Origin of the sequence: Virgibacillus siamensis (assembly GCF_900162695.1) — a bacterium.
In the GTDB taxonomy this organism is placed as follows: domain Bacteria; phylum Bacillota; class Bacilli; order Bacillales; family Amphibacillaceae; genus Lentibacillus; species Lentibacillus siamensis_A.
In genome coordinates this window covers 2,791,971-2,814,452 of the sequence record NZ_FUIH01000007.1, presented here as the reverse complement: position 1 = coordinate 2,814,452, position 22,482 = coordinate 2,791,971, and the positions used below count along the sequence as shown (strand labels likewise).

General features: G+C 40.0%; 15 protein-coding genes and 1 pseudogene. 11 read left to right on the top strand and 5 right to left on the bottom strand.

From position 1 onward, the window contains the following. Window positions 1–69 precede the first annotated feature (69 nt). From B1K71_RS17320 to galE, 6 genes and pseudogenes are all read left to right on the top strand, one after another. Window positions 70–2,601, top strand: a complete 2,532-nt coding sequence (locus B1K71_RS17320) for a CDP-glycerol glycerophosphotransferase family protein (RefSeq protein WP_077329247.1) — start codon at window positions 70–72, stop codon at window positions 2,599–2,601. Between the two features lie 48 nt (window positions 2,602–2,649). Further along, a pseudogene (locus B1K71_RS17315) lies at window positions 2,650–3,816 on the top strand (CDP-glycerol glycerophosphotransferase family protein); the annotation flags it as partial. A 189-nt stretch (window positions 3,817–4,005) separates the two neighbouring features. Next, entirely contained in the window at window positions 4,006–4,827 is an 822-nt protein-coding gene (locus tag B1K71_RS17310; protein WP_077329243.1) for an ABC transporter permease, read from the top strand. Window positions 4,828–4,842: 15 nt separating this feature from the next. After that, window positions 4,843–5,646, top strand: coding sequence for a teichoic acids export ABC transporter ATP-binding subunit TagH (gene tagH / locus B1K71_RS17305; RefSeq protein WP_077329241.1), 804 nt, complete (start codon window positions 4,843–4,845; stop codon window positions 5,644–5,646). 109 nt (window positions 5,647–5,755) lie between these two features. Next, on the top strand, window positions 5,756–9,385 hold the full coding sequence (locus tag B1K71_RS17300; RefSeq protein WP_077329239.1) for a GW dipeptide domain-containing protein: 3,630 nt from the start codon (window positions 5,756–5,758) through the stop codon (window positions 9,383–9,385). Between the two features lie 125 nt (window positions 9,386–9,510). Then, window positions 9,511–10,527, top strand: coding sequence for a UDP-glucose 4-epimerase GalE (galE, locus tag B1K71_RS17295; protein WP_077329236.1), 1,017 nt, complete (start codon window positions 9,511–9,513; stop codon window positions 10,525–10,527). 88 nt (window positions 10,528–10,615) lie between these two features. On the opposite strand, the gene B1K71_RS17290 is transcribed toward galE, so the two are convergent. The 4 genes from B1K71_RS17290 to B1K71_RS17275 all read right to left on the bottom strand — a co-directional run bounded on the left by B1K71_RS17290 (window position 10,616) and on the right by B1K71_RS17275 (window position 15,088). Continuing rightward, window positions 10,616–11,476, bottom strand: a complete 861-nt coding sequence (locus tag B1K71_RS17290) for a glycerophosphodiester phosphodiesterase (RefSeq protein WP_245799336.1) — start codon at window positions 11,474–11,476, stop codon at window positions 10,616–10,618. Window positions 11,477–11,536: 60 nt separating this feature from the next. Beyond that, on the bottom strand, window positions 11,537–12,256 hold the full coding sequence (locus B1K71_RS17285; protein WP_175631957.1) for a glycerophosphodiester phosphodiesterase: 720 nt from the start codon (window positions 12,254–12,256) through the stop codon (window positions 11,537–11,539). A 95-nt stretch (window positions 12,257–12,351) separates the two neighbouring features. Further along, entirely contained in the window at window positions 12,352–13,842 is a 1,491-nt protein-coding gene (gene murJ / locus B1K71_RS17280; RefSeq protein WP_077329229.1) for a murein biosynthesis integral membrane protein MurJ, read from the bottom strand. Then, the gene (locus B1K71_RS17275) at window positions 13,835–15,088 is read right to left on the bottom strand and encodes an O-antigen ligase family protein (protein ID WP_077329227.1); all 1,254 of its coding nucleotides are present in this window, start codon (window positions 15,086–15,088) and stop codon (window positions 13,835–13,837) included. The genes murJ and B1K71_RS17275 overlap by 8 nt, the downstream gene beginning before the upstream one ends. A 172-nt stretch (window positions 15,089–15,260) precedes the next feature. On the opposite strand from B1K71_RS17275, the gene B1K71_RS17270 reads away from it, so the two are divergent. After that, a complete protein-coding gene (locus tag B1K71_RS17270) occupies window positions 15,261–16,457 on the top strand; it encodes a glycosyltransferase family 4 protein (protein ID WP_077329225.1) in 1,197 nt (398 codons plus the stop codon). 117 nt (window positions 16,458–16,574) lie between these two features. Further along, window positions 16,575–17,600, top strand: a complete 1,026-nt coding sequence (locus tag B1K71_RS17265) for a glycosyltransferase family 4 protein (RefSeq protein ID WP_077330347.1) — start codon at window positions 16,575–16,577, stop codon at window positions 17,598–17,600. 35 nt (window positions 17,601–17,635) lie between these two features. On the opposite strand, the gene B1K71_RS17260 is transcribed toward B1K71_RS17265, so the two are convergent. After that, window positions 17,636–18,676 (bottom strand): LCP family protein, encoded by a 1,041-nt coding sequence (locus tag B1K71_RS17260; protein WP_077329224.1) that lies wholly within the window; start codon window positions 18,674–18,676, stop codon window positions 17,636–17,638. Between the two features lie 227 nt (window positions 18,677–18,903). On the opposite strand from B1K71_RS17260, the gene B1K71_RS17255 reads away from it, so the two are divergent. From B1K71_RS17255 to B1K71_RS17245, 3 genes are all read left to right on the top strand, one after another. Next, on the top strand, window positions 18,904–19,638 hold the full coding sequence (locus tag B1K71_RS17255; RefSeq protein ID WP_077330345.1) for a WecB/TagA/CpsF family glycosyltransferase: 735 nt from the start codon (window positions 18,904–18,906) through the stop codon (window positions 19,636–19,638). Between the two features lie 192 nt (window positions 19,639–19,830). Continuing rightward, window positions 19,831–21,030 (top strand): glycerate kinase family protein, encoded by a 1,200-nt coding sequence (locus tag B1K71_RS17250; protein ID WP_077329222.1) that lies wholly within the window; start codon window positions 19,831–19,833, stop codon window positions 21,028–21,030. Further along, complete coding sequence (locus B1K71_RS17245; protein WP_077329220.1) at window positions 21,005–22,474, top strand: SLC13 family permease; 1,470 nt, start codon at window positions 21,005–21,007, stop codon at window positions 22,472–22,474. The genes B1K71_RS17250 and B1K71_RS17245 overlap by 26 nt, the downstream gene beginning before the upstream one ends. Window positions 22,475–22,482: the final 8 nt, after the last annotated feature.

Below are 22,482 nucleotides of genomic sequence, written 5' to 3'. Positions count from 1 at the left end.
ATCAATATTATAATGTAATGATGTTTGGAAATTATGACAATGTACACACCCTTGTAAGGAGAGACATAAATGGATTCCAATACAATGAAGAAAATAACAAAAAGACGTGCAAAATTTTTTCTGAGTCCAGTAAAAAATTATATAAAGAGCAGGGACTATAATAGAAGAGCGAAATATTCAAAGTGGTATAAGCAGCTTCCTATTAAAAATAATTATGTTTTTTTTGAAACTAGAGATGGAAAATCAATGACCGACAGTCCTTACGCTATTTTTAAATATTTGTTGAAAGAGCACCAATGGAAGGATCTGGTTCATGTATGGTCGATTTCGGATAAAGATTACCTGAAAAAGTTACAAAAAACATATAAAGATTTTCATAATGTCAAGTTTGTACTGAAAAATAGCGATCAGTATTTCAAGTATCTTGCAACATGCAAGTATTTATTCAATAATTCCACGTTTACAAATATATATACTGTTAAAGAAGGACAGGTCTACACAAATACATGGCATGGTACCCCATTGAAACATATGGGCTTTGATATTGAAGGATCTCCTACGGGTACTAGTAATGTGCTTCGTAATTTCCTGAGTGCAAAATTTCTCTTAAGTCCGAATAAATTTACAACTGAAATATTAAAAAATGGTTTTAAGCTGAAAAATTTATATAATGGATCGATTATTGAAGAAGGTTATCCAAGGATCGATTTGACCGTCAATACGGATAGGCTGGAAATTGAAGGTGCATTGAAAGAGGAAGGAATCAAACTGAATAATAAAAAGGTGATCCTGTACGCACCAACATGGAAAGGTGATGCAGTTTCCCAGCCGAGAAATGACATTGAGCAGATATACGGTGATATTAACAAGTTGGAAGAAAAGTTTGGGGAAACGTATAAAATTTTGGTGAAAGTCCATCCGTTTTTGTACAAGTATGCTGTTGAAGAACCCGAACTTGCGGGGAAATTGATTCCTGACACGTTTGAAACGAATGAGCTTTTATCTGTAACAGATATTTTAATTACAGATTACTCCAGTATCTTTTTTGATTACCTTGTAACGAAGAAACCAATTTTGTTTTATATGTGGGATTATGATGATTACAATGAAAACCGCGGAATGTATATTGATACAGATAATTTACCGGGACCAATCTGTACGGATATAAATGAACTAATGAGCAGTATTGATCATATTGAAAACGTGCAGATGAAATATGAAAAAGTATATCAGTCATTTGTTGATACGTATTGCTACCATGATTACGGGCATGTTACTGAAAAAGTGGTTCAGCATGTTTTTGATTTGGCAAAGAAAAGGCAAGATAAACACGCAATCATGCCAAAGTCTGATAAGGAAAAGATTTTGATTTATCCGGGTGGATTACAAAATAACGGAATTACCGGGTCTGTTTTGAACCTATTGGATAATATTGATTATAAAAAGTATGATGTGACAGTACTCGTTAACTACAGTAATAAACAGTACGTTAAAGATAATCTATTGCGTATCAATACCAATGCAAGAATTGTGTTTAAGTCAGGCCGGATTAGTCAGACCATGGCTGAAGATTATCGGAATTATGTTACGAAAAACAGAGGACTGACAGCAGATTACCTGGAACGTATGTTCCCTGGGGATATGTATGAACGAGAATACAAGCGCATTGTTGGTTTATCTGAATTTGATTATGCAATTGATTTCAGTGGATACGCTATGTTCTGGCCAAGTGTACTGCTTGCCGGGGATGCTGGGAAGAAAATGATTATTCTGCATAGTGATATGATGTCCGATATGTATCGTCATGTGAACGGAAGAAATCCGCATTTCATTAATTTAAGAGGTGTTTTTTCACTTTATAAATATTTTGATGAATTAATCAGTGTTTCAGAGGCAACCATGGAAGTGAATAAAGAGAAGCTGAAAGACTATATTGGTGACACGAAAGTCAGTTACCTGATCAATTCCATTAACACTGAAAAGATCAGAAGGCTCTCAAATGATGACAGTGAAGTTTATATGAAACAAAACAAACCGGTGCTTGTAAATGTAAAAAGTAATAATGAATTATATGATGTTCCTGTACCGGACAAGAGCGAAGACTATTGTAATTTTGTGAACATGGGGCGACTGTCACCTGAAAAAGGTCAGGACCAGTTGATTGAAGCATTCGCAGAGGTGCATAAAAGATATGACAAGACAAGACTTTATATTATTGGCGAAGGACCAGCCAGAAAAACATTGGAAGCACTTATAAAAGAGTATGACCTGGAGGACGCTGTCTACCTTGTAGGACACAAGTCAAACCCATTTTATTTGATGGGACAATGTAGCGCGTTTGTACTTTCATCACACTATGAGGGTCATCCGCTTGTCCTGCTTGAATCGTTAACGCTCGGTCTCCATACAATTTCAACTGACATTACAGCAAGCAGGTATGTACTGGAAGATGGGAAGTATGGGAAACTGGTTGAGAATTCTGTTGCCGGGCTTGTATCCGGGATGGAATCCGTTATTCAAACGAATGAAGAACCAACCCGTTTTGATGTGAACCGGTTTAATGAGGAAGCCATGGCATCTTTCTATCGTACATTGGACTGAGTAATTTGACTTAATAAGCAGGGATTATATATGAAACAACTGGTAGTAAGAATTTTATTTAAAATGTATAAGCTGACATTTGCCTTTTTCGGTACTGTGTTGCCGAAGAACGATAAACTGATAATTTTTGAAAGCTTTCTGGGGAAGCAATACAGTGATAATCCGAGGGCAATTTATGAATACATTCATAAATATCATGAAGGTTATACCATGTACTGGAGCGTTGATAAAAATTACCGGCATATTTTTGCCAATCATAATATCTTGCAAGTAAAACGGTTATCAATTAAGTGGCTTTTTCTAATGACCTCCGCCAAGTACTGGGTGTATAACAGCAGATTGCCTGTTTGGGTTCCAAAACCAAAGAAGACGGTTTACTTACAAACATGGCATGGAACGCCTTTGAAACGGCTTGCCTTAGACATGGATGAGGTTCACATGGCCGGTTCAGATACTGAGGTGTACAAGAAGGCGTTTATAAAATCAGCTAGTAAATGGGACTATCTTATATCTCCCAACCATTATTCAACGGAAATTTTCAGGCGGGCATTCCATTTTAATAAAAAAATGATTGAGTCCGGGTATCCAAGGAACGATTTTCTAGTCAATGCAAACAATGCTAAAACCATCGCTGAAATCAAAAAACGTTGCAACCTTCCAACAGATAAAAAGGTTATACTTTATTCGCCTACCTGGCGTGATAATCAATATTATGGTGTTGGCAAATATAAACTCGATATCGAAATGGATCTTGCAATGATGCAAAAGGAATTGGGAAAGGACTATATTATTCTGCTTCGGCTACATTATCTGGTGGCAGAAAATCTTGATTTAAGTGCATATGATGGTTTTGTATATGATATGACGTTCCACGAAGATATCAGGGATCTTTATTTGATTGCGGATATGCTTGTAACAGATTATTCATCCGTGTTTTTTGACTTTGCTATATTAAGAAGACCAATCATCTTTTTTGTATACGACTTGGAAGAATACCGGGATAAACTGCGCGGCTTTTATTTTGATTTTGAACAGAAGGCTCCCGGTCCGTTGGTGAAAACGACCGGGGGAATAGTGGATGTTGTCAAAAATATAGAGCAAAATGGATATACACCGTCGGAAATAGCGAAGGCGTTCCATGAAAGGTTTTGTTATTTGGAAGACGGGAAAGCTACAAAACGTGTGGTAAATGAAGTTTTTGATAAGCGGGCTTAATCACGTGTGGTTAAGTCTTATTATTTTGCAGTTTTTAAAGTTGGCGATACTATAGCCGAAAGTCATGAACTACGGCAAGGTTTTTAGAGACTTTCGAAAAGAGCACACAATATTGTTTTTTATAGTAGTTGCCTGTATAATTTATACGCGTTAAAATCATAACAGCTTGTCTTGAAGGGAAAACAATTTATGAAATCTGCAATTACAGTAATACAAGAACAGTTTGAACACTTTTATTTAATACGTCGATTGTCATTATATGAATTAAAAAGCAAAAACAAAAGCAACTATCTGGGCATGGCGTGGGAATTGATAAATCCATTGGTTCAGATAGTAATATATTGGTTTGTGTTTGGAAGTATCCGACAGCGCAGTGATATTGAAATTGGAGGGGAAATGGTCCCGTTCCTGCTTTGGCTGATCGCCGCATTTATATTGTGGAACTTTTTCTTCCATTCAACGTTACAAGGATCAAAGTCCATTTTTTCACGACTGAAGATGCTGTCGAAGATGAATTTTCCAATGAGTGTTATACCTAACTTTGTGATTTTTTCCCAATTCTATATTCATGTAGGTTTATTGGGAATCGCAATTATTATCTTTAATTTCGCGGGATATTTTGCCAATATATATTATGTGCAGCTTATTTATTTTATGGTTGCCTCATTTTGTTTCATTTTCTCTCTCTCTCTGATTATGTCGACATTATCAACCATTATCCGGGATGTGCATATGTTTTTAAGTTCAACGCTGCGAATGATGCTGTATTTATCCGGAGTTCTATGGCCGATTACAATATTAAGTGACCATCCGATCATCATGTTTATCATGAAGCTTAACCCACTTTATTATTTGATTGAAGGCTACAGGGCGGCATTATTTGGAACAGGATGGTATTTCGCAGCGAACTGGGAATATACTCTTTACTTCTGGGGAGTTGTAATTGTATTGTTCCTATTTGGTTCCAAAATTCACATCAAATTCAGAAGGCATTTTATTGATTACTTGTAAAGGTATGTGGTGAAAATGGAAAAGGCAATTATTACAAAAGATGTTACGAAAAAATATAAATTGTACAGAAATTCCAAAGAACGGATATTGGATCTTATCTCACCCAGAAGCCATGGAGAACCCTTTTATGCATTAACCGGAGTCAGTTTTGAGGCATATAGAGGGGATGTTGTTGGATTTGTCGGTGTTAACGGCTCCGGAAAATCAACATTGTCCAATATCATTGCAGGCATCGTTCCCGAAACATCAGGTGCTGTACAGGTGAATGGGAATACGGCACTAATAGCTGTTTCATCCGGCTTGAAAAATGACTTGACAGGTAGGGACAATATTGAACTGAAATGTTTGATGCTTGGCTTTAGCAAAGAAGAGATTAAGGAAATGGAAGACGATATCATAGAGTTTTCGGAACTTGGCAATTTTATCGATCAGCCTGTTAAATCGTATTCGAGCGGGATGAAGTCCAGACTTGGTTTCGCTATTTCTGTCAATGTAGACCCCGATATCCTGATTATTGATGAAGCATTATCAGTGGGAGACAAAGCATTTTCCGAAAAAAGCCTGGAAAAGATGAACGAATTTAAGGAAAAAGGTAAGACAATGATTTTTGTGAGTCACTCACTCAGTCAGATGAAAAAGTTCTGTGAAAAAATTTTGTGGCTGGAGTATGGTATGGTGAAGGATTTCGGTTCTGTTGACGAAGTTCTCCCAAAATATGAGGAATTCCTGCAACAATTTAAAAAAATGTCCAAGAAACAGCGTAGAAAATATAAGGCCGAGGCATACAAACGCCGGGAAAAAATGCTGACCAATCAGTAATGAAATTTTTTGCAACCTTTTGTAATACATTGTTAAATAAAATGTAATATTCTCCGGAAAAATATGTTATATTAGGAGAGTATTACATTTTTGCAAAAGGAGGCATTAAATGAGAAGAACGTTATTCATCACGATCCTACTTGTTGTTTTTTGCATTGTATTCCCGTTTGAGGCACTGGCAACATCCAATGTTGACAATGACTTGAAGGATGAAACAGGTACTGTAACAGACAATACAGGAACTGAACAAAGTTTAAAGTCAGACCCCTCAACAGACTCCCTAACCGATAAAAAACGAATTAAAACAAATGACACAGTAAATAATACAGAGCAAGATAAAACAGCAGACCCTACCAATGATGAAGAGCAAAATGTGCCATCATCAGTTATAGAACAGAGGGATGCAGCGGATACACCAACTGATAGTGAACAAAAGGAGACAGTACAAGAAGAACAGTCAACGAATAAAGCTGAACAGAAAACTGAGAAAAGCAGTACTACTGTAAAACCTTTAACTGTGGCAACAGTCTATACAAAAAGCACTGTAAGTAAAATTGGCCGCATACTGAATTCTGATGCCAAAGTCTATGAAACTATTGACGGAAAAAATTTTAAAGCTGGAACCAAATATACCGATAGATCTTTTTACATCAGAAAACAGGCAAAAGGTAATGGACAAATATATTATTTAATCAGTACCCGAAGAAGTTCGACTATTGGTGTAATCGGCTGGGTAAATGCGGAGGAAATGCGTGTTCAAGGTCATCGAACAATTGACAGTAAAGCCAAAACGCTTTACCTCGATGGAACTGGCTGGGCATACAGTACACCATGGGGTGCGTCAAAAGATGTGCTTATCGATAATCTGTCCCCTTATAAATATAATGTGTTTGAAGTAAATCTGACTGAAAAAGTCGGGGATTATTTATGGTACAGGGGAACATTGAATGGAAAAACAGTTTGGATTCAGGGGAATAATGCGGAGGGGGCAAAAGAAAGCACGTTAAGCAAAGTCGGCCGTATCCAAAGTGAAAGCGCGGATTTTTACAAGACATTTGGAAATGCTTTTTCCAAAGTGAATGCTGGAAACAAGTATACACGCAAACTATATTATATTAATAAGCAATTAGAAATTTTTGGTGAAGTATTCTATCAGTTACTGGATAGTCCCGGAAGTGACATTGCAGGCTGGGTAAACGCAAACGATGTGCGATCCCAACAATATACTGTTATCAGTCAACAATCGAAAACACTTTATTTGGATGGAACCGGGTGGGCGTATTCAGAACCCTGGGGTGGAGCAAAAGATGTCGTTAATAAGAACTTAGCTCCTTATAAGTATTTGGCATTTGATGTGACCAAAGAGGTGAAAGTTGGAGACTATCTTTGGTATTTAGGTACACTGGACGGGAAAAAGGTCTGGATCCAAGGTAATAACTTCCTGGATAAGCCAGGATATAATGAATCTGATTTAAACAGAATTGGCCGGATCAGTAAACCGGACACAATAATCTATAGTGACTTGAATGCCGGATCATCCATGAAAAAAGCCGGATTCAACTACACAGATACGGTTGTTTACATTAAAAAACAGGCAAAAATAAGTAGTCGTCTTTACTATCTAATCAGTAACAAGCGCAGCAGTTCCGATGGTGTAATTGGTTGGGTAAATGCTAGCGATATTCGGACACAGTCACATCGAATCGTGGATGAGAGAAACAAAACGCTTTATTTGGACGGTACTGGATGGGCATACACAGACCCATGGGGAGGATCCAAAGATATTGTTCAAACAAATCTAAAGCCATATAAGCATCTTAAGTTCAATGTAACCCGTACCGAAAAGGTTGGTAAATTTGTTTGGTTTCTTGGTGACTTGAATGGTCAAGCTGTCTGGATAATGGGAAGCAACTTTATGAACGTGAACATTAACCAAAGTTCAACAAGTAAAGTTGGCCGGATACAGGATGCTGGTACATATATCTATGATGATATCATGCAGGGAACATCTTTGTCCAAGGCCGGATTGAAACGGACTGATAAGGTTTATTATATTAAGAAAAAAGCTGCATTCAATAATCAGCTTTTTTACTTGATCAGCAATCAGCGCAGCAGCACAAAAGGTATTGTGGGTTGGGTTAAATCTGAAGAAATTAGAGTACAAGAACATAGTGTAGCCAATATAAAAAACTTTAATTATTATCTGGATGGTACAGGTTGGTCGTACTCAGATCCTTGGGGCGGCTCAAAAGATATAGTTTCCAGAAGTCTTCCTAAAGGTGAGTTGTTTAAGGTAACCCTGACCGAGAAAGTCGGGAATTACTTCTGGTATAAAGGCACATTAAAGGGAAAAACTGTCTGGGTTCAAGCGTTTAATGTGATAGCACCGGAATTTAGTTCTATAAGCAGGGTTGGACGAATTAGTGCTTCGACCGCAACAATCTATAAAACTATTGGGGATGTATCAAACAGTTTCAAAGCCAACTCTAAATATACGGGTAAGCTTTTTTATATTAAACGTCAGGCTAAGATTTTTGATCAAATATATTACAGAATTACAATCAATCGAAATTCAGGTGTAGTAGGATGGATAAATTCAGATGAACTAAGAACGCAGACTCATGTCCAAGTCGATACCAAAAGGAAATCCTTCTTTTTAGATGGAACAGGTTGGGCATACTCCGATCCATGGGGCGGCAGAAAGGATGTAATTTACGAGGATCTTTCCAAATACTTTAAAAACAAGGCATTGTTTGAGGTTAATTTAACGGAGAAGATCGGAGATTACACTTGGTACCGCGGAACCCTGGATGGAAAAACAGTTTGGATTATGTCCTTCAACGTTCTTGCAAGCGTTACGGAGAAAACAAAATATGATCTCACGCTTGAGAGAATGAAAGATATTCAAATGAAGGTCAGCCCACTAACTGATCAGGCATATGCATGGGTTTCAGGGACATACATCAAAAAAGGCCGGGTAACAGCAGATGTACTAAATGTCCGATCAGGTCCAAGTACCAATTATAAAATAGTTGGACAATTGTTAAATGGAACTTCTGTAAACGTTGTTGATAAGATGGATGGATGGTATGCCATCAAACACTCGGATAACGAACAATGGGTTTACAGTACGCCAGAAGATGTGCGTTACTACTTAAACCCACTTAATTTTACTGACAGTTTCCGGGGAAAACTTCAGTTTCTGAATCTTTCACAGAGTGCCAATATCAATGCACGTGAAGTAAACACTAAAATTCTGCGTGGAAAAGGTATTTTGGAGGGGCAGGCTCAAACCTTTATTAGCGCTGGAAGAGAGCATGGACTTAATGAAATCTATCTGATATCCCATGCTTTGCTTGAAACCGGCAATGGTACTTCCAAATTGGCAACAGGTGTTAAAGTTAACGGCAGAACAGTTTATAACATGTATGGAATTGGCGCAAGAGACGAATGTCCGTTATCATGCGGTGCACAATACGCTTATGATGCAGGATGGTTCACACCGGAGAAAGCTATTATTGGCGGAGCTGCCTTTGTTTCAAACAATTATGTTGGAGAAGGGCAGAATACGTTATATAAAATGCGCTGGAATCCATTATTTGCAGACACTTACGGGTATGCATCCCACCAGTATGCAAGTGACATAGGTTGGGCATACAAACAGACTTATGGAATGTATAACTTGTATAATTTACTTAGCTCATACAATTTAGTTTTCGATATACCAGTATATCGGTAAAGAGAACACTCTGATTTCCTTAACGAAATCAGAGTGTTTTTTGTGGAGGTGCTGTGTTGTTTTTTTGGCAAGGTGCTTGTATAATTTATTCATGAATGATTTTACAGTGTAAAAGGAGACCTAATATGAAGATTCTTGTAACAGGCGGTACAGGCTATATTGGGAGCCATACAACCATCGAACTGTTGAACGAAGGACATGATGTCGTAATTGCCGATAATTTGAGTAACAGTAATAAACTGGTATTGCAGCGGATTGAGGAGATTTCCGGAAAAAAGGTAAGACCATATTATATTGACCTATTGAACAAAGAGGAATTGGATCAGATTTTTAAAGATAACACAATCGATGCCGTTATTCACTTTGCCGGCTATAAAGCTGTAGGTGAATCTGTTGCACAACCACTGAAATATTATAAAAACAATTTAATAAGTACAATTAAACTATGTGAAGTAATGGAAGAAAATAATGTTTATAATCTGATTTTCAGCTCATCAGCAACTGTTTACGGTAATCCGGAAACAAATCCAATAAAAGAGTCGTTTCCAACGACAATTGCATTTAATCCGTACGGGAGAACAAAGCTGATGATTGAGCAGATGCTCAAGGACATTGCAGCTGCCAATGACAAATGGAATGTTTCCCTGCTTCGTTACTTTAATCCGGTAGGTGCACATTCCAGTGGTAAGATCGGGGAGGACCCGAATGGTATTCCGAACAATCTGATGCCTTTTATCACTCAGGTTGCGGTCGGTAAACTAGATGAATTAAAAGTGTTCGGTGATGATTATGATACACCGGATGGAACAGGTGTGAGGGATTATATTCATGTAGTGGACTTGGCAACAGGTCACCTGAAAGCCATTGAACAAATTGAACAAAATGATGGACTTGAAATATATAACCTTGGAACTGGACGGGGATATAGTGTCCTGGAGGTTGCTGATGCATTTGAAAAAGCTTCCGGCAAACAGGTTCCATATAAAATTGTTGAAAGAAGACCCGGTGATATAGCAACATGTTATGCAGATCCTTCCAAAGCGCAAAGGGAGCTAGGCTGGAAAGCAGAGAAGGGTATTGATGATATGTGTAAAGATGCCTGGAACTGGCAGCAGAAAAACCCGAATGGATATAAGCAATAAATGGGAAAAGGCTATTCTTGATTTAGAATAGCCTTTTTATTTCAGAAAAGAAAGTTGTCACCAAGGTTTAATCTTAGCGACAGCTTAATTATTGTTTATCCATTTTTTTCAGGACATTATTTAAACGGTCCGGGTAATTCGTAAAAATACCCGTAGCCCCCCAATTAATCAGTTGTTTCATATTTTTTTTGTCGTTAACAGTGAATGCATGTAACAAAAGCCCGGAATCCAACACTTTATGAACATATTTTTTCGTTAGGAATTTTCTGTTTACACCGATCCCTATTGCATACTCACTAATTTGATCCAGTGTTTTTTGAGTCATATCGGCATCGTCTACCTGATGTCTGACAAGCTGAATAAGTGGAATCGTTTCATTTAACTGATGTATTTCTTTTAAAGCTGAATTACTGAATGATTGGATGATTACTTTTCCTTTTGGGACATCCTTTCCAGTTAAATTGTGTTCGTTCAGAGCAGAAATCAATTCTTGAACCATACCGGGATACAGTTCAGGTGATTTAATTTCAATATAATAATTAACGTCCTTTCCAAATGTATCAAATATTTCGCTTAGCGTTGGAATTCGTGTATTTGAAAAGACCGGTTTTGCGGATGCAGGGTATTTTTGATTGAACCATGAGCCCGCATCAAGGTTTTTAATTTCTTCTAGTGTAAGATCCCTGACCTTTCCTTTTCCATCGGTTGTACGCGCAACGTTCGTATCATGCATAGCAATTAATCTGCCATCTTTGGTCATTTGTAAATCAATTTCAATATAGTCACTAACCATCTTTTCGCCTATTTTATACGATGGTAATGTATGCTCAGGTGCATGACCGGATGCTCCGCGATGTGCAATGTTTAAAAAGTGATGTTGGGATAAAAACTCATCCTCAGCAGTGGGCTGGCTGCAACCTCCAACCATAAAAATAAATAATAGTATCATGTATCTCCATTTCATAATCGTCACCAACTCAATTATACCTGAAATTAATATGAAAGGTGGCTATTTTTCCCCAAATATCTCCGGTGAATTGGAAAACACCCCGTCAACACCGAAATTCAGCATCTCCTCGTACCGCTCCCAATTACTTACCGTGTACGGATAAACCTTATAACCAAGTTTTTTGCACTCCTGAACAAACGTTTGATCAGTATAGACTTGATTCGGATGAATGCTGGTAATGTTCAGCCCGCTCTTGTTGGCATAATCCCAAGCGTTCAGGACCCGATAATAAAACAGCATGCCAAGCGGAATATCCGAATTGAGTTGCTGTACGTTTTTCAAGGCGACATGGTCGAACGAAGAAATAATCAGATTGTCCAGCCGGTTATGGTTGCTGAGTGTACCGAGCAAGATTTTCTCGATTCCTTCATAGATAACCGGAATATTTTTGATTTCCACATTTAAGAGAATTTCGGAAGGACACAAATCCAGCACTTCGTCGAGGGTCGACAGGGATGTACCTGCAAACTTCTCATCGAATCCGGACCCCACATCAATTTCTTTTATTTCTTCAAGCGTATAGTCACGGATATTACCGGTGATTTCATGATTGTGCCTCCGGAAGTGGTGGTCGTGACTTACAATCAATTCATTATCCTTTGTGAGCTGAATATCCAGCTCAATAGCCTTTGCACCATGTTCCAGCGCTTTTTGGAAGGCAGGAATCGTATTTTCCGGTGCCTCTGTCAATGACCCGCGATGGGCAAAATTTAATGTCATGTTGAACCACTCCAATTCTCTTGATAGCATAACATAATTACTTTCATATTTTTAAAATAAATGGTGCGTTAATCAAATTCACACCGCCGCCATATTCATTTTCCATTTCGCAATTCCGCAATATCTTCCCGCGTCACAATATCACCCAGCCATAAAAGCACTCCGTATATCAAAAACACGACAATGCTGGAAATAATAATCCCGCCAATCTCAGATGCAACGGGAAAGTCACTCACATATCCGCCGAACCAGGCGACAATGGAAATGGGCACTACTTTAGCAACACGCACCAGCATCCCATCGGCATAAAATGTATAGATTCCCTTCAGCGTAAAAAACAAAAAAGTGACCGTTATAATCATTGATATGCTGGTGGCAAGGGCAACACCGCCAATTCCCATAAGGGATGCCAGAAATAGACTCAGACCGGCATTGACCACCAAGCCTATCAAACAGGTAAACATGGCTGCTTTAAACCTTCGAACCGCATATAAAGCGTTCATCAGAAAATCACGTAACGCAAAAAAGGGCAGGGCAACCGCGAAAAAGAAAAAGGCACGCCATGTGAGGTTCAATGCTTGATCTCCGAACACACCACGCTGGAAAGCAAATTCCACCACATGTTTTCCTTCCAAGAGCATGACAATTTCGAATGGTACTGCAATCAAAAAGATGGCAAACATCCCACGCTTAACCATATGGATGAACCCTTCGCCGGGGGCGGATGTTTTTTCCACCAGGGAAGGGTAAAATACGGTTATCAATGGTGTCATAATCAGGCTTACCGGAATCCAGACAAGCCGACTGGCATAATTAATTGCTGCAACGCTTCCGGATGACAATGTCGAGGTAATGATACGATCAACGACGTCATTCAACTGCAAAAACAGGGCTGCGGCGATAATCGGAATGAACATGACCAAACGCCGTTTTAGCTCCGGTGAAAAATGCATTGTCATCCGAAAACCATCCATCTGTAGTGGAGGGTATTGTATGACAAACTGGATGAAAACACCGGCAAGTACACCTATCGCTAATCCGACAACACCGAATTCAGCCGACAAAAAAATAATTGCTACAATCACGAAGACGTTTTGTACAGCTGGTGATAGTGCGGGAAGGAGAAAATGTTTCCGGGAGTGCAGCACCCCGGTGGAAATCGCCATGAACGTTAATAATACAATCGTTGGGGCAAGGATACGTGTTAAAAATGCTCCCAATTCCAGTTGTTCTTCGGAAAATCCGGGTGCAATCAACTCCATGATGATGTCGGCAAATATGAATGTCACTAGACTGAATGCAACTGCTGTCCATATGAAAATCGTTCCAAGGCTATTCAGATGATTCCGCGCCACATCATGCCCCTTTTCCTTATCTTTCATATAAAGGGGGATAATTCCGGCTTGTATGGCAGTTCCGATAGCCGTAAACATAATCAACGGGATAATATTGGCCATGAAAAAAACGTCTGCGACTGGCGATGTCCCGAAGTATGCAGCGATTAATGCTTCGCGCCCGAATCCAAGCAGTTTCCCGATGATGGAAAGAATCGTAATGACACCAAAAGCACGCAGCATATTACTCATGCCATCGCCTCACTTCCAATCCAAGAAAGACAAACAGGTAGAGGACAAACGTTTTATCCTCCAAAATGTTGTAAAAAAACCCGGCAATCGTTCCGGCAATGAGCAGAAAGAAATAAAAATTGTTCCCCGACCGAATTGTCCGCCAGAAAAATAACAGAACAAGGAACGCGCCGACAATACCGGTCTCAACCAATATCTGCACGTATTGATTGTCTGTATACAACCCGTCCAACACATTGTACTTCTCATAAATCGGGGATTTGTAAAATAACGAGGCGGTGTCACCGTATGTACCAAATCCGGTTCCAACCAGCGGCTGATCCAAAAAAATTTCCAATCCTTTAAGTACAATATAAATCCTTCCGCTGCCGGCACTTTTTTCAATCGTTTCCCCGGAGAACATTTCTAAAAAGCGTTTGACAAACAGACTGGAACTGATGCTGCCTGTTTCAGTGACTTCATCAACCGGCTCTTCCAACCCATCCGAGGTAAGCTCTGCCACCGCTTTTGCCGGAAAATAAATAAGTGCTACTGCCACCAGAAACGCAAATACCGTTCGCCAAACGATCTTCCAATTCCGCCACAAAAAACTCATAACCACTAATCCAATAACGAATGCGAGTAATGTTCCCCGCGAATACGTCAATACCACAGTTCCAGCGATTACAATCAGCCCGGCATATGTATGCCAGGTGAATCGCTTTCGGAAGAAGACAACGAGAAAAAATACGATACATAAATACGTCGCTAAAATATTGGGGTTGCCGAGTGTTCCGTAAATTCTGCCGCTGTTGATAGCTGCCAAATCCCATGCCTGCCAGGAATCCGGCATCAGCCACGTCCGATGTGAGATTTTCGCAATTAATCCGTGCAGTGCCACAAGAACACCCATAACAAATGAAACCGAGACGAAATGCTGCTGAAATTCCTGTCCCATCCGCATTTCTCCGACAATATAAATCAGTAAAAACGGTATGAGAAATGTTCGCACCTGAATGATAACAGCCATCAGGGCTACCCCTTGCAATAACCCGACAACCACTCCAACAGCCACGAATAATAAAAAGAACCAGGTAAACTTATATTTTTTTAATAAACCTACCGGATCCTGAAGAAGTATATGTAAAAACATTCCCACGATGATAACATCACCAAGAAATCGTAAAACAGGGGCAAGCTCAATCAGTAATGTCCTTACCGGAAAATAAATCAACAGCAAATAGATGCCGTATTTTTGATAGGCCATTGGAAACACTCCGATATGACAGGTTAATAAAAAGCCTAAAATTAATGATTACATAACAATTATGGACAACTTACCCGCATATATTCATAACAGGAGCGCTGCCACTTATAATTCCCGCGTTCTTTGGACATATTGATGACTGCATCATAATTCTGAAAAGGCGGCTGATCGAATGCGAATACTTCATTTAAATGCGGGAAATGAAACAGGTGGAGGGATGCATCACATCCTCGGGTTGCTCAATGAATTCAATTCCGGGAAAAATCCAGGTTTGCAGGAAAGCCAGTACGAAATGAGTCAGGAATTTTTACCCGGGAGCACAAAGGAGACACCAATCTCCAGTCCTGATGAGTTCACCCTTGGCGTGCTGGAAAAAGGTGAACTGCTTCAGCGCGCCCAAAATGCCGGCATTCGTACCGTACATTTTCCCAATCGGATGAAAATGAGCATCCCATTGATGCAGAAAATGAAAAACCACATCAAAAATGAGCAGATTGATATCATTCACACACACGGGCCACGCGCTAATGTCTATGCAAATCTGCTGAAAAAAATGACACCATTCACCTGGGTTGCAACTGTGCACAGTGATCCATTTCATGATTTTATGGGGAAAGGGAAGTACGGAAACCTCCTTACCCGTATAAATGTACATGCACTGAAAAATGCCGATCGGATTATTGCGATATCCGAGACATTCCGGAATGGGTTGATAAACGCAGGTTTTCAAGGTAATAGAATTGTTACTGCATTAAATGGCATTGATTTTCATCAAGGTCTGTCCCAAACTGCAGCAAAAAAGGATTACGGGTTTGCGGAAGATGATTTTGTCATCATTATGGTAGCACGGCTGGAACCGGTGAAAGGTCATGAAGTTGCTCTGAAAGCTTTTTCGGAAATTGCCGCAAAACATCCCGAATGTAAGCTTGTACTGGTTGGCGAAGGAAGCCTTCTTACCCGATTGAAGCTGCTCGTCAATGATCTGAACATCAGTAATCATGTGCATTTCATGGGACACCAGCAGCATGTCGATCCGTTCTATCAAATCGCGGATCTCACCATGCTGACGTCATACAGTGAAAGTTTTCCACTTGTTTTACTGGAATCTGCACGTGCAAAGACCCCTGTCATCGCAACAGATGTTGGTGGTGTCAGCCAATTAATTCAAGGCAGACAGCATGGCTGGAAGGTTGCCCCTGGAAATACCAGGGAACTGTGTCTTGCCATGGAAGAAGCTTTGTATGCGCATAGAAAGGGTAAATTACAAGTAATTGGAGATAAACTTTTCACACATGCATCAAGAAAATTTTCGGTACAGACTTTCGCTGAGGACATTTATAATGTATATTTAAAAATGAATGTCGATTAAGGATAACCTGAAAATGAGTGATTGTAACGAATTACTTATTAATAGCGTCTAAAACGTCAGGAAAAATAAATTGAGGTGGGCTAAGTGCTTAAAATCGGGATACTAGCCTTTTTACTGATGCTTGTTTCGTTAATCATCACGCCGATGTTTATAAAATTTGCATTAAAGATCAAAGCGACTGATAAACCGGATCACCGAAAAGTGCATACAGACCCAATTCCAACACTTGGCGGATTGGTCATCTATACAAGTTTTCTCATTGGGCTTGTTATTTTACAGCCATACAATGAATATCATGTATCCATCATTATTGCATCCATCATTATCGTTAGTCATAGTGTAGTGGATGACGTTTATAATCTTACTCCAAAGGTCAAGTTCGTTTTCCAGCTGTCGGCAGCTTTACTTGTTGTATTCTGGGGCGGTCTGCAGGTTGAATTGGTAAATTTACCGTTTGGCGGACAGGTTGAACTTGGCTTTTTCAGTACCATTGTTACACTGGTCTGGATTATTGGGCTGACGAATGCAATGAACCTGATTGATGGATTGGACGGTCTTGCCGCAGGTGTTTCGGCAATTGCGTTGTTTACGATTGCCATGATGGCCATCGCCATGAACCAGGTTTATGTAGCAACGATGGCATTGATTCTGTTTTTCAGTACAGTTGGATTTTTACGATACAATTTTTTCCCTGCGAAAATTTTCATGGGGGATACCGGTTCACAGTTTCTTGGCTTCATGATTGCGGTACTCGCCTTACTTGGGTTTAAAAATGTGACGATCATTTCGTTTATTATACCTGTTTTTATTGCCGGGGTTCCGCTGTCAGACATTATTCTTGCCATTGTCAGACGGACGATTAACAAGCAGCCGTTGACAAAGCCTGACAGTTCCCATTTGCATCACAGCCTTGTCAGGACCGGTTTTACCCACCGGCAGACGGTTCTGCTTTTATACGGGCTCAGCATCATGTTCAATTTGGCGGCAGTACTGTTCTCGATGACAACCATCTGGGGCGCTGTACTTATCTTTCTGATCTCTGTTATAGCGATTCAGTTCTTAATTGAAAATCTTGAACTTATTAATAGTAATTTCAAGCCGCTTACCAAACTATTAAATGGCATTCGCCGTAAATCAAATTAAAAAAACAGCCGGCCTCTTGAGAGCCGGCTGTTTTTTTAATACGTATTGTTGTTATCGTCGATGTCTAAGGAAGCTTCTCCAGTTGATCCATCGGCAGTAGCTGTTGTATTAAGTTCCAAATGCTGCTGGAGCATTTTTTTCGTCTTGTTCAAGGCAACTTGATCCAGCTGCCAGTAATACGTACCTTCCGGCTGGTAGTCGTGTCCTTCCAGTGTATATGTCTTAAAAGCCAGACTTCCTTTACCGGTGCCATACGAAATCAAACTTTTCATTTCATCGAATGTCATGTTTGTCGTCATGTTTGATCCTACTGCTTCAATAATGTTATCAAATTTGAGTACGGAATCCAGGGAAATAGCCTTCTTAATGACTGTTTTAATGATTTCCTGCTGCCGCTTTCCACGCTCGATATCACTGTCATATTTCCTCGTACGTGCCAGTGCCAATGCTTCTTCGCCGTTCAATTTTTGCTTACCCGGCATCAAATGAATTGCACGGGCTTTATCCTTGGAATTTTGTTCATATATTTCGTACGGAACGTTATATTGAATGCCGTCAACTGCATTCACGACTTCGATAAACGCATTAAAGTTCAATTTTACGTAATAATCAACCGGTATATCCATAAGCTTTTCAACGGTTTCAATGGTTGCCGGCACACCGCCATATGCGTGGGCATGGTTGATTTTTGTTTTATAACCGACTTTCGGTATATATACGTAAGAATCGCGCGGGATGCTCACCATTTTCACGCTTTCTTCTTCTTTGTTCAATGTTGCAAGCATTAGTGTATCGGATCTGGAATTGTTTTTATTGTTGCGGACATTACTCGCATCAACACCAACAATCAGAATCGAAATATTATCTTTCCCCGGGTCCACCACTTCATCACGCAAATCGGATTTGTCTCGGCCATGATTCATGTATGAAGCATCCAGTACCGAACCTGCCTTGGCATATAGATAACCTGCGTAGCAAACTCCGACAAAAACGACCATCATTGGAATCAACAGGAAAAAAACTCTTTTCCGAAGTTTCCGCTTTTTGGTACGTCTGACTCTCGTATTTTCATTCATGCAAGAAATTCCCCTCTGTGTTTAGCTTCACTTTATATTTATTAGGAAAACAAAACATTTAATGATATTATAAGTCAAAAGTCACTGAAAAATTTACAATCCCTTAATAAAACTATCCCTTATTTTACTATGAAACTTCTATTTAGTAAATTTAATTTTTATTACAATCATATGAGGATTACATTTCAGGATATATAGATGTTTTGGAAAAAGAAAGGTTGCAAAAAATGAATGAACATGTCGATACAGTACGTATTATGAACCTGGATTTTATCAACACCACACAAAATGGATTTCTGGAGGATGTCCTGGATCCACATCTTCAGCATGGAAGAAAGTGTTTTGTTGTAACAGGCAATCCAGAAATTGCCATGCGCGCACGGGAGGATAAGGAATATCGAAAAGCTGTGGGAGCCGCTAATTACGTTATTCCGGACGGAGCAGGCATTCTGATTGCCGCGAAATATAAAAAACAGCCATTAAAGGAGCGTGTTGCAGGATATGATGTGATGCGCGATCTTCTGGATTACGCAAATGAGCATCGGATGAGCTGTTATTTTCTCGGCGCGACGGAAGAGGTTAATAAAAAAGCAGTCGCTGAGGTGGAGCGTCAGTACCCGCATGTCAAAATTGCCGGGCGTCACCACGGCTTTTTTGCCTTGGATGATCATTCTATAGTGGAGGAGGTTCGTGCCTCAGGTGCCGATATCGTATTTGTTGCCCTCGGACTGCCCCGCCAGGAAATATGGATTGCCCAACACTTTGACGTATTCGATAAAGGCATCTTCATGGGAGTCGGCGGATCAATCGATGTGATAGCAGGGGAAGTAAAACGTGCCCCCGATTTTTGGATCAAGCTTAACCTTGAATGGCTCTATCGTCTGTTAAAGCAGCCATTTAGATTTAAACGAATCTTAAAAGTAGCCGAATTTATGCTGCGGATATTTTTCAAAAAAAGCTAGCCCTGGTGGCTGGCTTTTTTGTTTGGGATTTCGGCTTGGTTAAACTCGGGCTGGTCCGCACGGTTGGTTGTAACGTTCACATGTTTCTACGGAATTATTTTTTTAATCATTCTTTAATGATTCACTAACGACACATTAACTTACCAAAGATATCCTTCAATTATAAGATCATCATTGAGGGAGGAAATACAAATGAAGGTTGCAATGATACCATCAGGTTTTAAAGAGTGTTTGAGTGCAGAGGAAGTTGCTGCAGCAATGAAAAACGGGGCGAAGCGTTTTGACCCTTTTATAAAGACTGAGAAAGTTCCAATGGTTGATGGCGGTGAAGGATTTGCTAAGACAATTACAAGGATTAAGCAAGGTGAGTTGATCCACAAAAAAGTTACAGGGCCGGTTGGAGAACAAGTTGATAGTCATTATGGAATATTCGGTGAAAATAACATACAGACTGCAGTGATTGAGATGGCAGCGGTTGCCGGTTTGAAAATGGTTCCGTCTAATCAGCGGAACCCATTAAAAACGACAACTTATGGGGTAGGGGAATTAATCATCGATGCTTTGGAAAAAGGCGCTGATTATATCATTATTGGCTGTGGTGACTCGGGGACTTCCGATGGCGGGGCAGGTATGGCGCAGGCGCTTGGAGTCCGTTTCCTTGATGAAAATCATCGTTCGATTTACATCAATGGCGGAGAGGATTTGTACCGTGCGGCTGCAATCGATACAACTGACCTGGATGTACGGCTTCAGCAAACTAAAATAGAAGTCGCTTGCAATTGGACAAACGTGCTTTGCGGAAAAAAAGGTGTAGCAAACGTTTTTGGTCCGCAAAAGGGAGCTACCCCGGAGCAGGTTAAAGTGCTGTCCGTATCACTGGAGCGTTATGCAGATTTAATCAAATATCATTTGGGGATTGATGTACGTCAAATGCCAGGGGGCGGTGCTTCGGGCGGTCTGGGGGCGGGGCTGTATGCATTTGCAAATGCGCAATTACACCCGCGATTTGAATTAATTATGGATTTTATTCAAATTGAGGAAAAGATTGCTCAAGCAGATCTTGTCATTACGGCAGAAGGCAGTCTCGATTTCCAATCGGTAAATGGTAAAATTCCGAGTGAGGTTGCCAGGGTTGCTCAACAATATAATACACCGGTTGTCGCGATTACAGGTACAGTAGGACTTGATGCAGAGCTCAACTACAATGCAGGCATTCACGCATATTCCAGTATCATTCAAAAACCGGTCACCTTGGAGCAAGCCATGTTCCAGGCGCCCAAATGGATTGAAGAAAGTGTGGAAGGTATTTTGCGGCATATCACTATTGGACTTCGCATGTCTCAGCAAAGAGAAAGGGTTTTCACAAATGGAGACAAGGCTGGCCAGGTATAATAAAGAAAATAAGATTATCAGGGCGGTTGAGAAATTTTCAACAAAACGATTGATCATTATAACGGTTCACGTTCTTTTCGCTAGTTTAATAGTATTGGCAGATGATCTCAGTTACGCAGCGAAAATATCACTGTTTGCTTTTCTGTCTGCTATGACACTTTGGGTTGGTACCAAAATTCCGGCTGGATATGTGGCTGTATCGTTGATTTTAATCATTATATTTCTGAAGGCGGGAGAGCCGGAACTTCTGTATCATTCATTTGGTGAAGAAGTGATATGGCTGATGCTGGGAGCATTTATAATCGGAGAGGCGATAAAGGATTCGGGGCTTGCTGATCGAATCAGCGAAACATTATTGAATAGGACAAAAAATAAACATGTAATGATCCGGTCACTGACATACGTTTTATGCATATCAGCATTCTTTATCCCGTCAACTTCCGGAAGGGCAGCATTGTCGTTGCCGATTGTCAGACGGCTTAACAGTTATTTTTCGGAAAAAGAAAGGGAAGTGCTGCAGGTCTCTGCTCCGGTGATTATCCTGATGAGTACGTCAGCAACAATCATTGCAGCCGGATCGCATTTAATCGGAGTTGGTTTCCTGGAAACTTCCACCGGTAAATCGATTTCCTTTGTTCAGTGGCTTATATGGGGCGTTCCATTCGCTTTGACGATATCATTACTGTCACTTTTTGTAATTAAAATGATGCTGTGGCCGAAAAAGGCGCCTAACATAATATCACATCAGTCAGAAAAAAGAACATCCATGTCACAACTGTATCAACAGAAAAGGAAACAGCCAATGAATAATACGGAAAAAAGGACAGCTGGACTTGTCATCCTGCTAATCATCAGCTGGATGACGGAGCCTGTTCACGGGTATGATATAGCATTTCTAACTATGTTCGGCGCGGTGTTATTTATGATGCCGGTGTATGGCGTGATCAGCTGGAAGCAGGGTATTGGTGCTGTTTCCTGGAATTTAATACTGTTTGTTGCATCAGCAACCGCATTGGGCAGAGTCCTGGTTGATACAGGAGTGGTAGCATGGATGGAAACGGAAATGATCGGTGTATTGCAGTTGTTTGCGGGAGCACCGGAATGGATCCTTGTATTGCTGGTTTTAATCGTGACGGTTACAAGCCACTTATATATTACATCGCATACAACCCGGGCAATCGTCTTTATTCCGGCCCTGATCCTGTTTGGTCAAACAATTGGTGCAGACCCTGTTGCAATTGTATTTATCAGTTTAATAGGGATGAACTATTGTATAACATTTCCGGTCAGTTCAAAGGCGCTGCTGCTTTTTTATGAAGAGGAGGACTTCACATACGATGCAAAAACCTTGTTAAAAATCAGTTTAGTTCTAATGCCTCTTTATATTTTCGTTATGATGGTGTATTACTTTACTTACTGGCAATGGACCGGTTTATCCTTTTAAAAACGGGA

Bases quoted from the DNA above. Each gene is read 5' to 3' on its own strand.
- tagH (WP_077329241.1), top strand. From the start codon at position 4,843: ATGGAAAAGGCAATTATTACAAAAGATGTTACGAAAAAATATAAATTG.
- galE (WP_077329236.1), top strand. From the start codon at position 9,511: ATGAAGATTCTTGTAACAGGCGGTACAGGCTATATTGGGAGCCATACA.
- B1K71_RS17250 (WP_077329222.1), top strand. From the start codon at position 19,831: ATGAAGGTTGCAATGATACCATCAGGTTTTAAAGAGTGTTTGAGTGCA.
- B1K71_RS17245 (WP_077329220.1), top strand. From the start codon at position 21,005: ATGGAGACAAGGCTGGCCAGGTATAATAAAGAAAATAAGATTATCAGG.
- B1K71_RS17285 (WP_175631957.1), bottom strand. From the start codon at position 12,256: ATGACATTAAATTTTGCCCATCGCGGGTCATTGACAGAGGCACCGGAA.
- murJ (WP_077329229.1), bottom strand. From the start codon at position 13,842: ATGAGTAATATGCTGCGTGCTTTTGGTGTCATTACGATTCTTTCCATC.
- B1K71_RS17290 (WP_245799336.1), bottom strand. From the start codon at position 11,476: ATGATACTATTATTTATTTTTATGGTTGGAGGTTGCAGCCAGCCCACT.
- B1K71_RS17300 (WP_077329239.1), top strand. From the start codon at position 5,756: ATGAGAAGAACGTTATTCATCACGATCCTACTTGTTGTTTTTTGCATT.
- B1K71_RS17320 (WP_077329247.1), top strand. From the start codon at position 70: ATGGATTCCAATACAATGAAGAAAATAACAAAAAGACGTGCAAAATTT.
- B1K71_RS17265 (WP_077330347.1), top strand. From the start codon at position 16,575: ATGCTTGTTTCGTTAATCATCACGCCGATGTTTATAAAATTTGCATTA.
- B1K71_RS17270 (WP_077329225.1), top strand. From the start codon at position 15,261: ATGCGAATACTTCATTTAAATGCGGGAAATGAAACAGGTGGAGGGATG.
- B1K71_RS17310 (WP_077329243.1), top strand. From the start codon at position 4,006: ATGAAATCTGCAATTACAGTAATACAAGAACAGTTTGAACACTTTTAT.
- B1K71_RS17275 (WP_077329227.1), bottom strand. From the start codon at position 15,088: ATGGCCTATCAAAAATACGGCATCTATTTGCTGTTGATTTATTTTCCG.
- B1K71_RS17260 (WP_077329224.1), bottom strand. From the start codon at position 18,676: ATGAATGAAAATACGAGAGTCAGACGTACCAAAAAGCGGAAACTTCGG.
- B1K71_RS17255 (WP_077330345.1), top strand. From the start codon at position 18,904: ATGAATGAACATGTCGATACAGTACGTATTATGAACCTGGATTTTATC.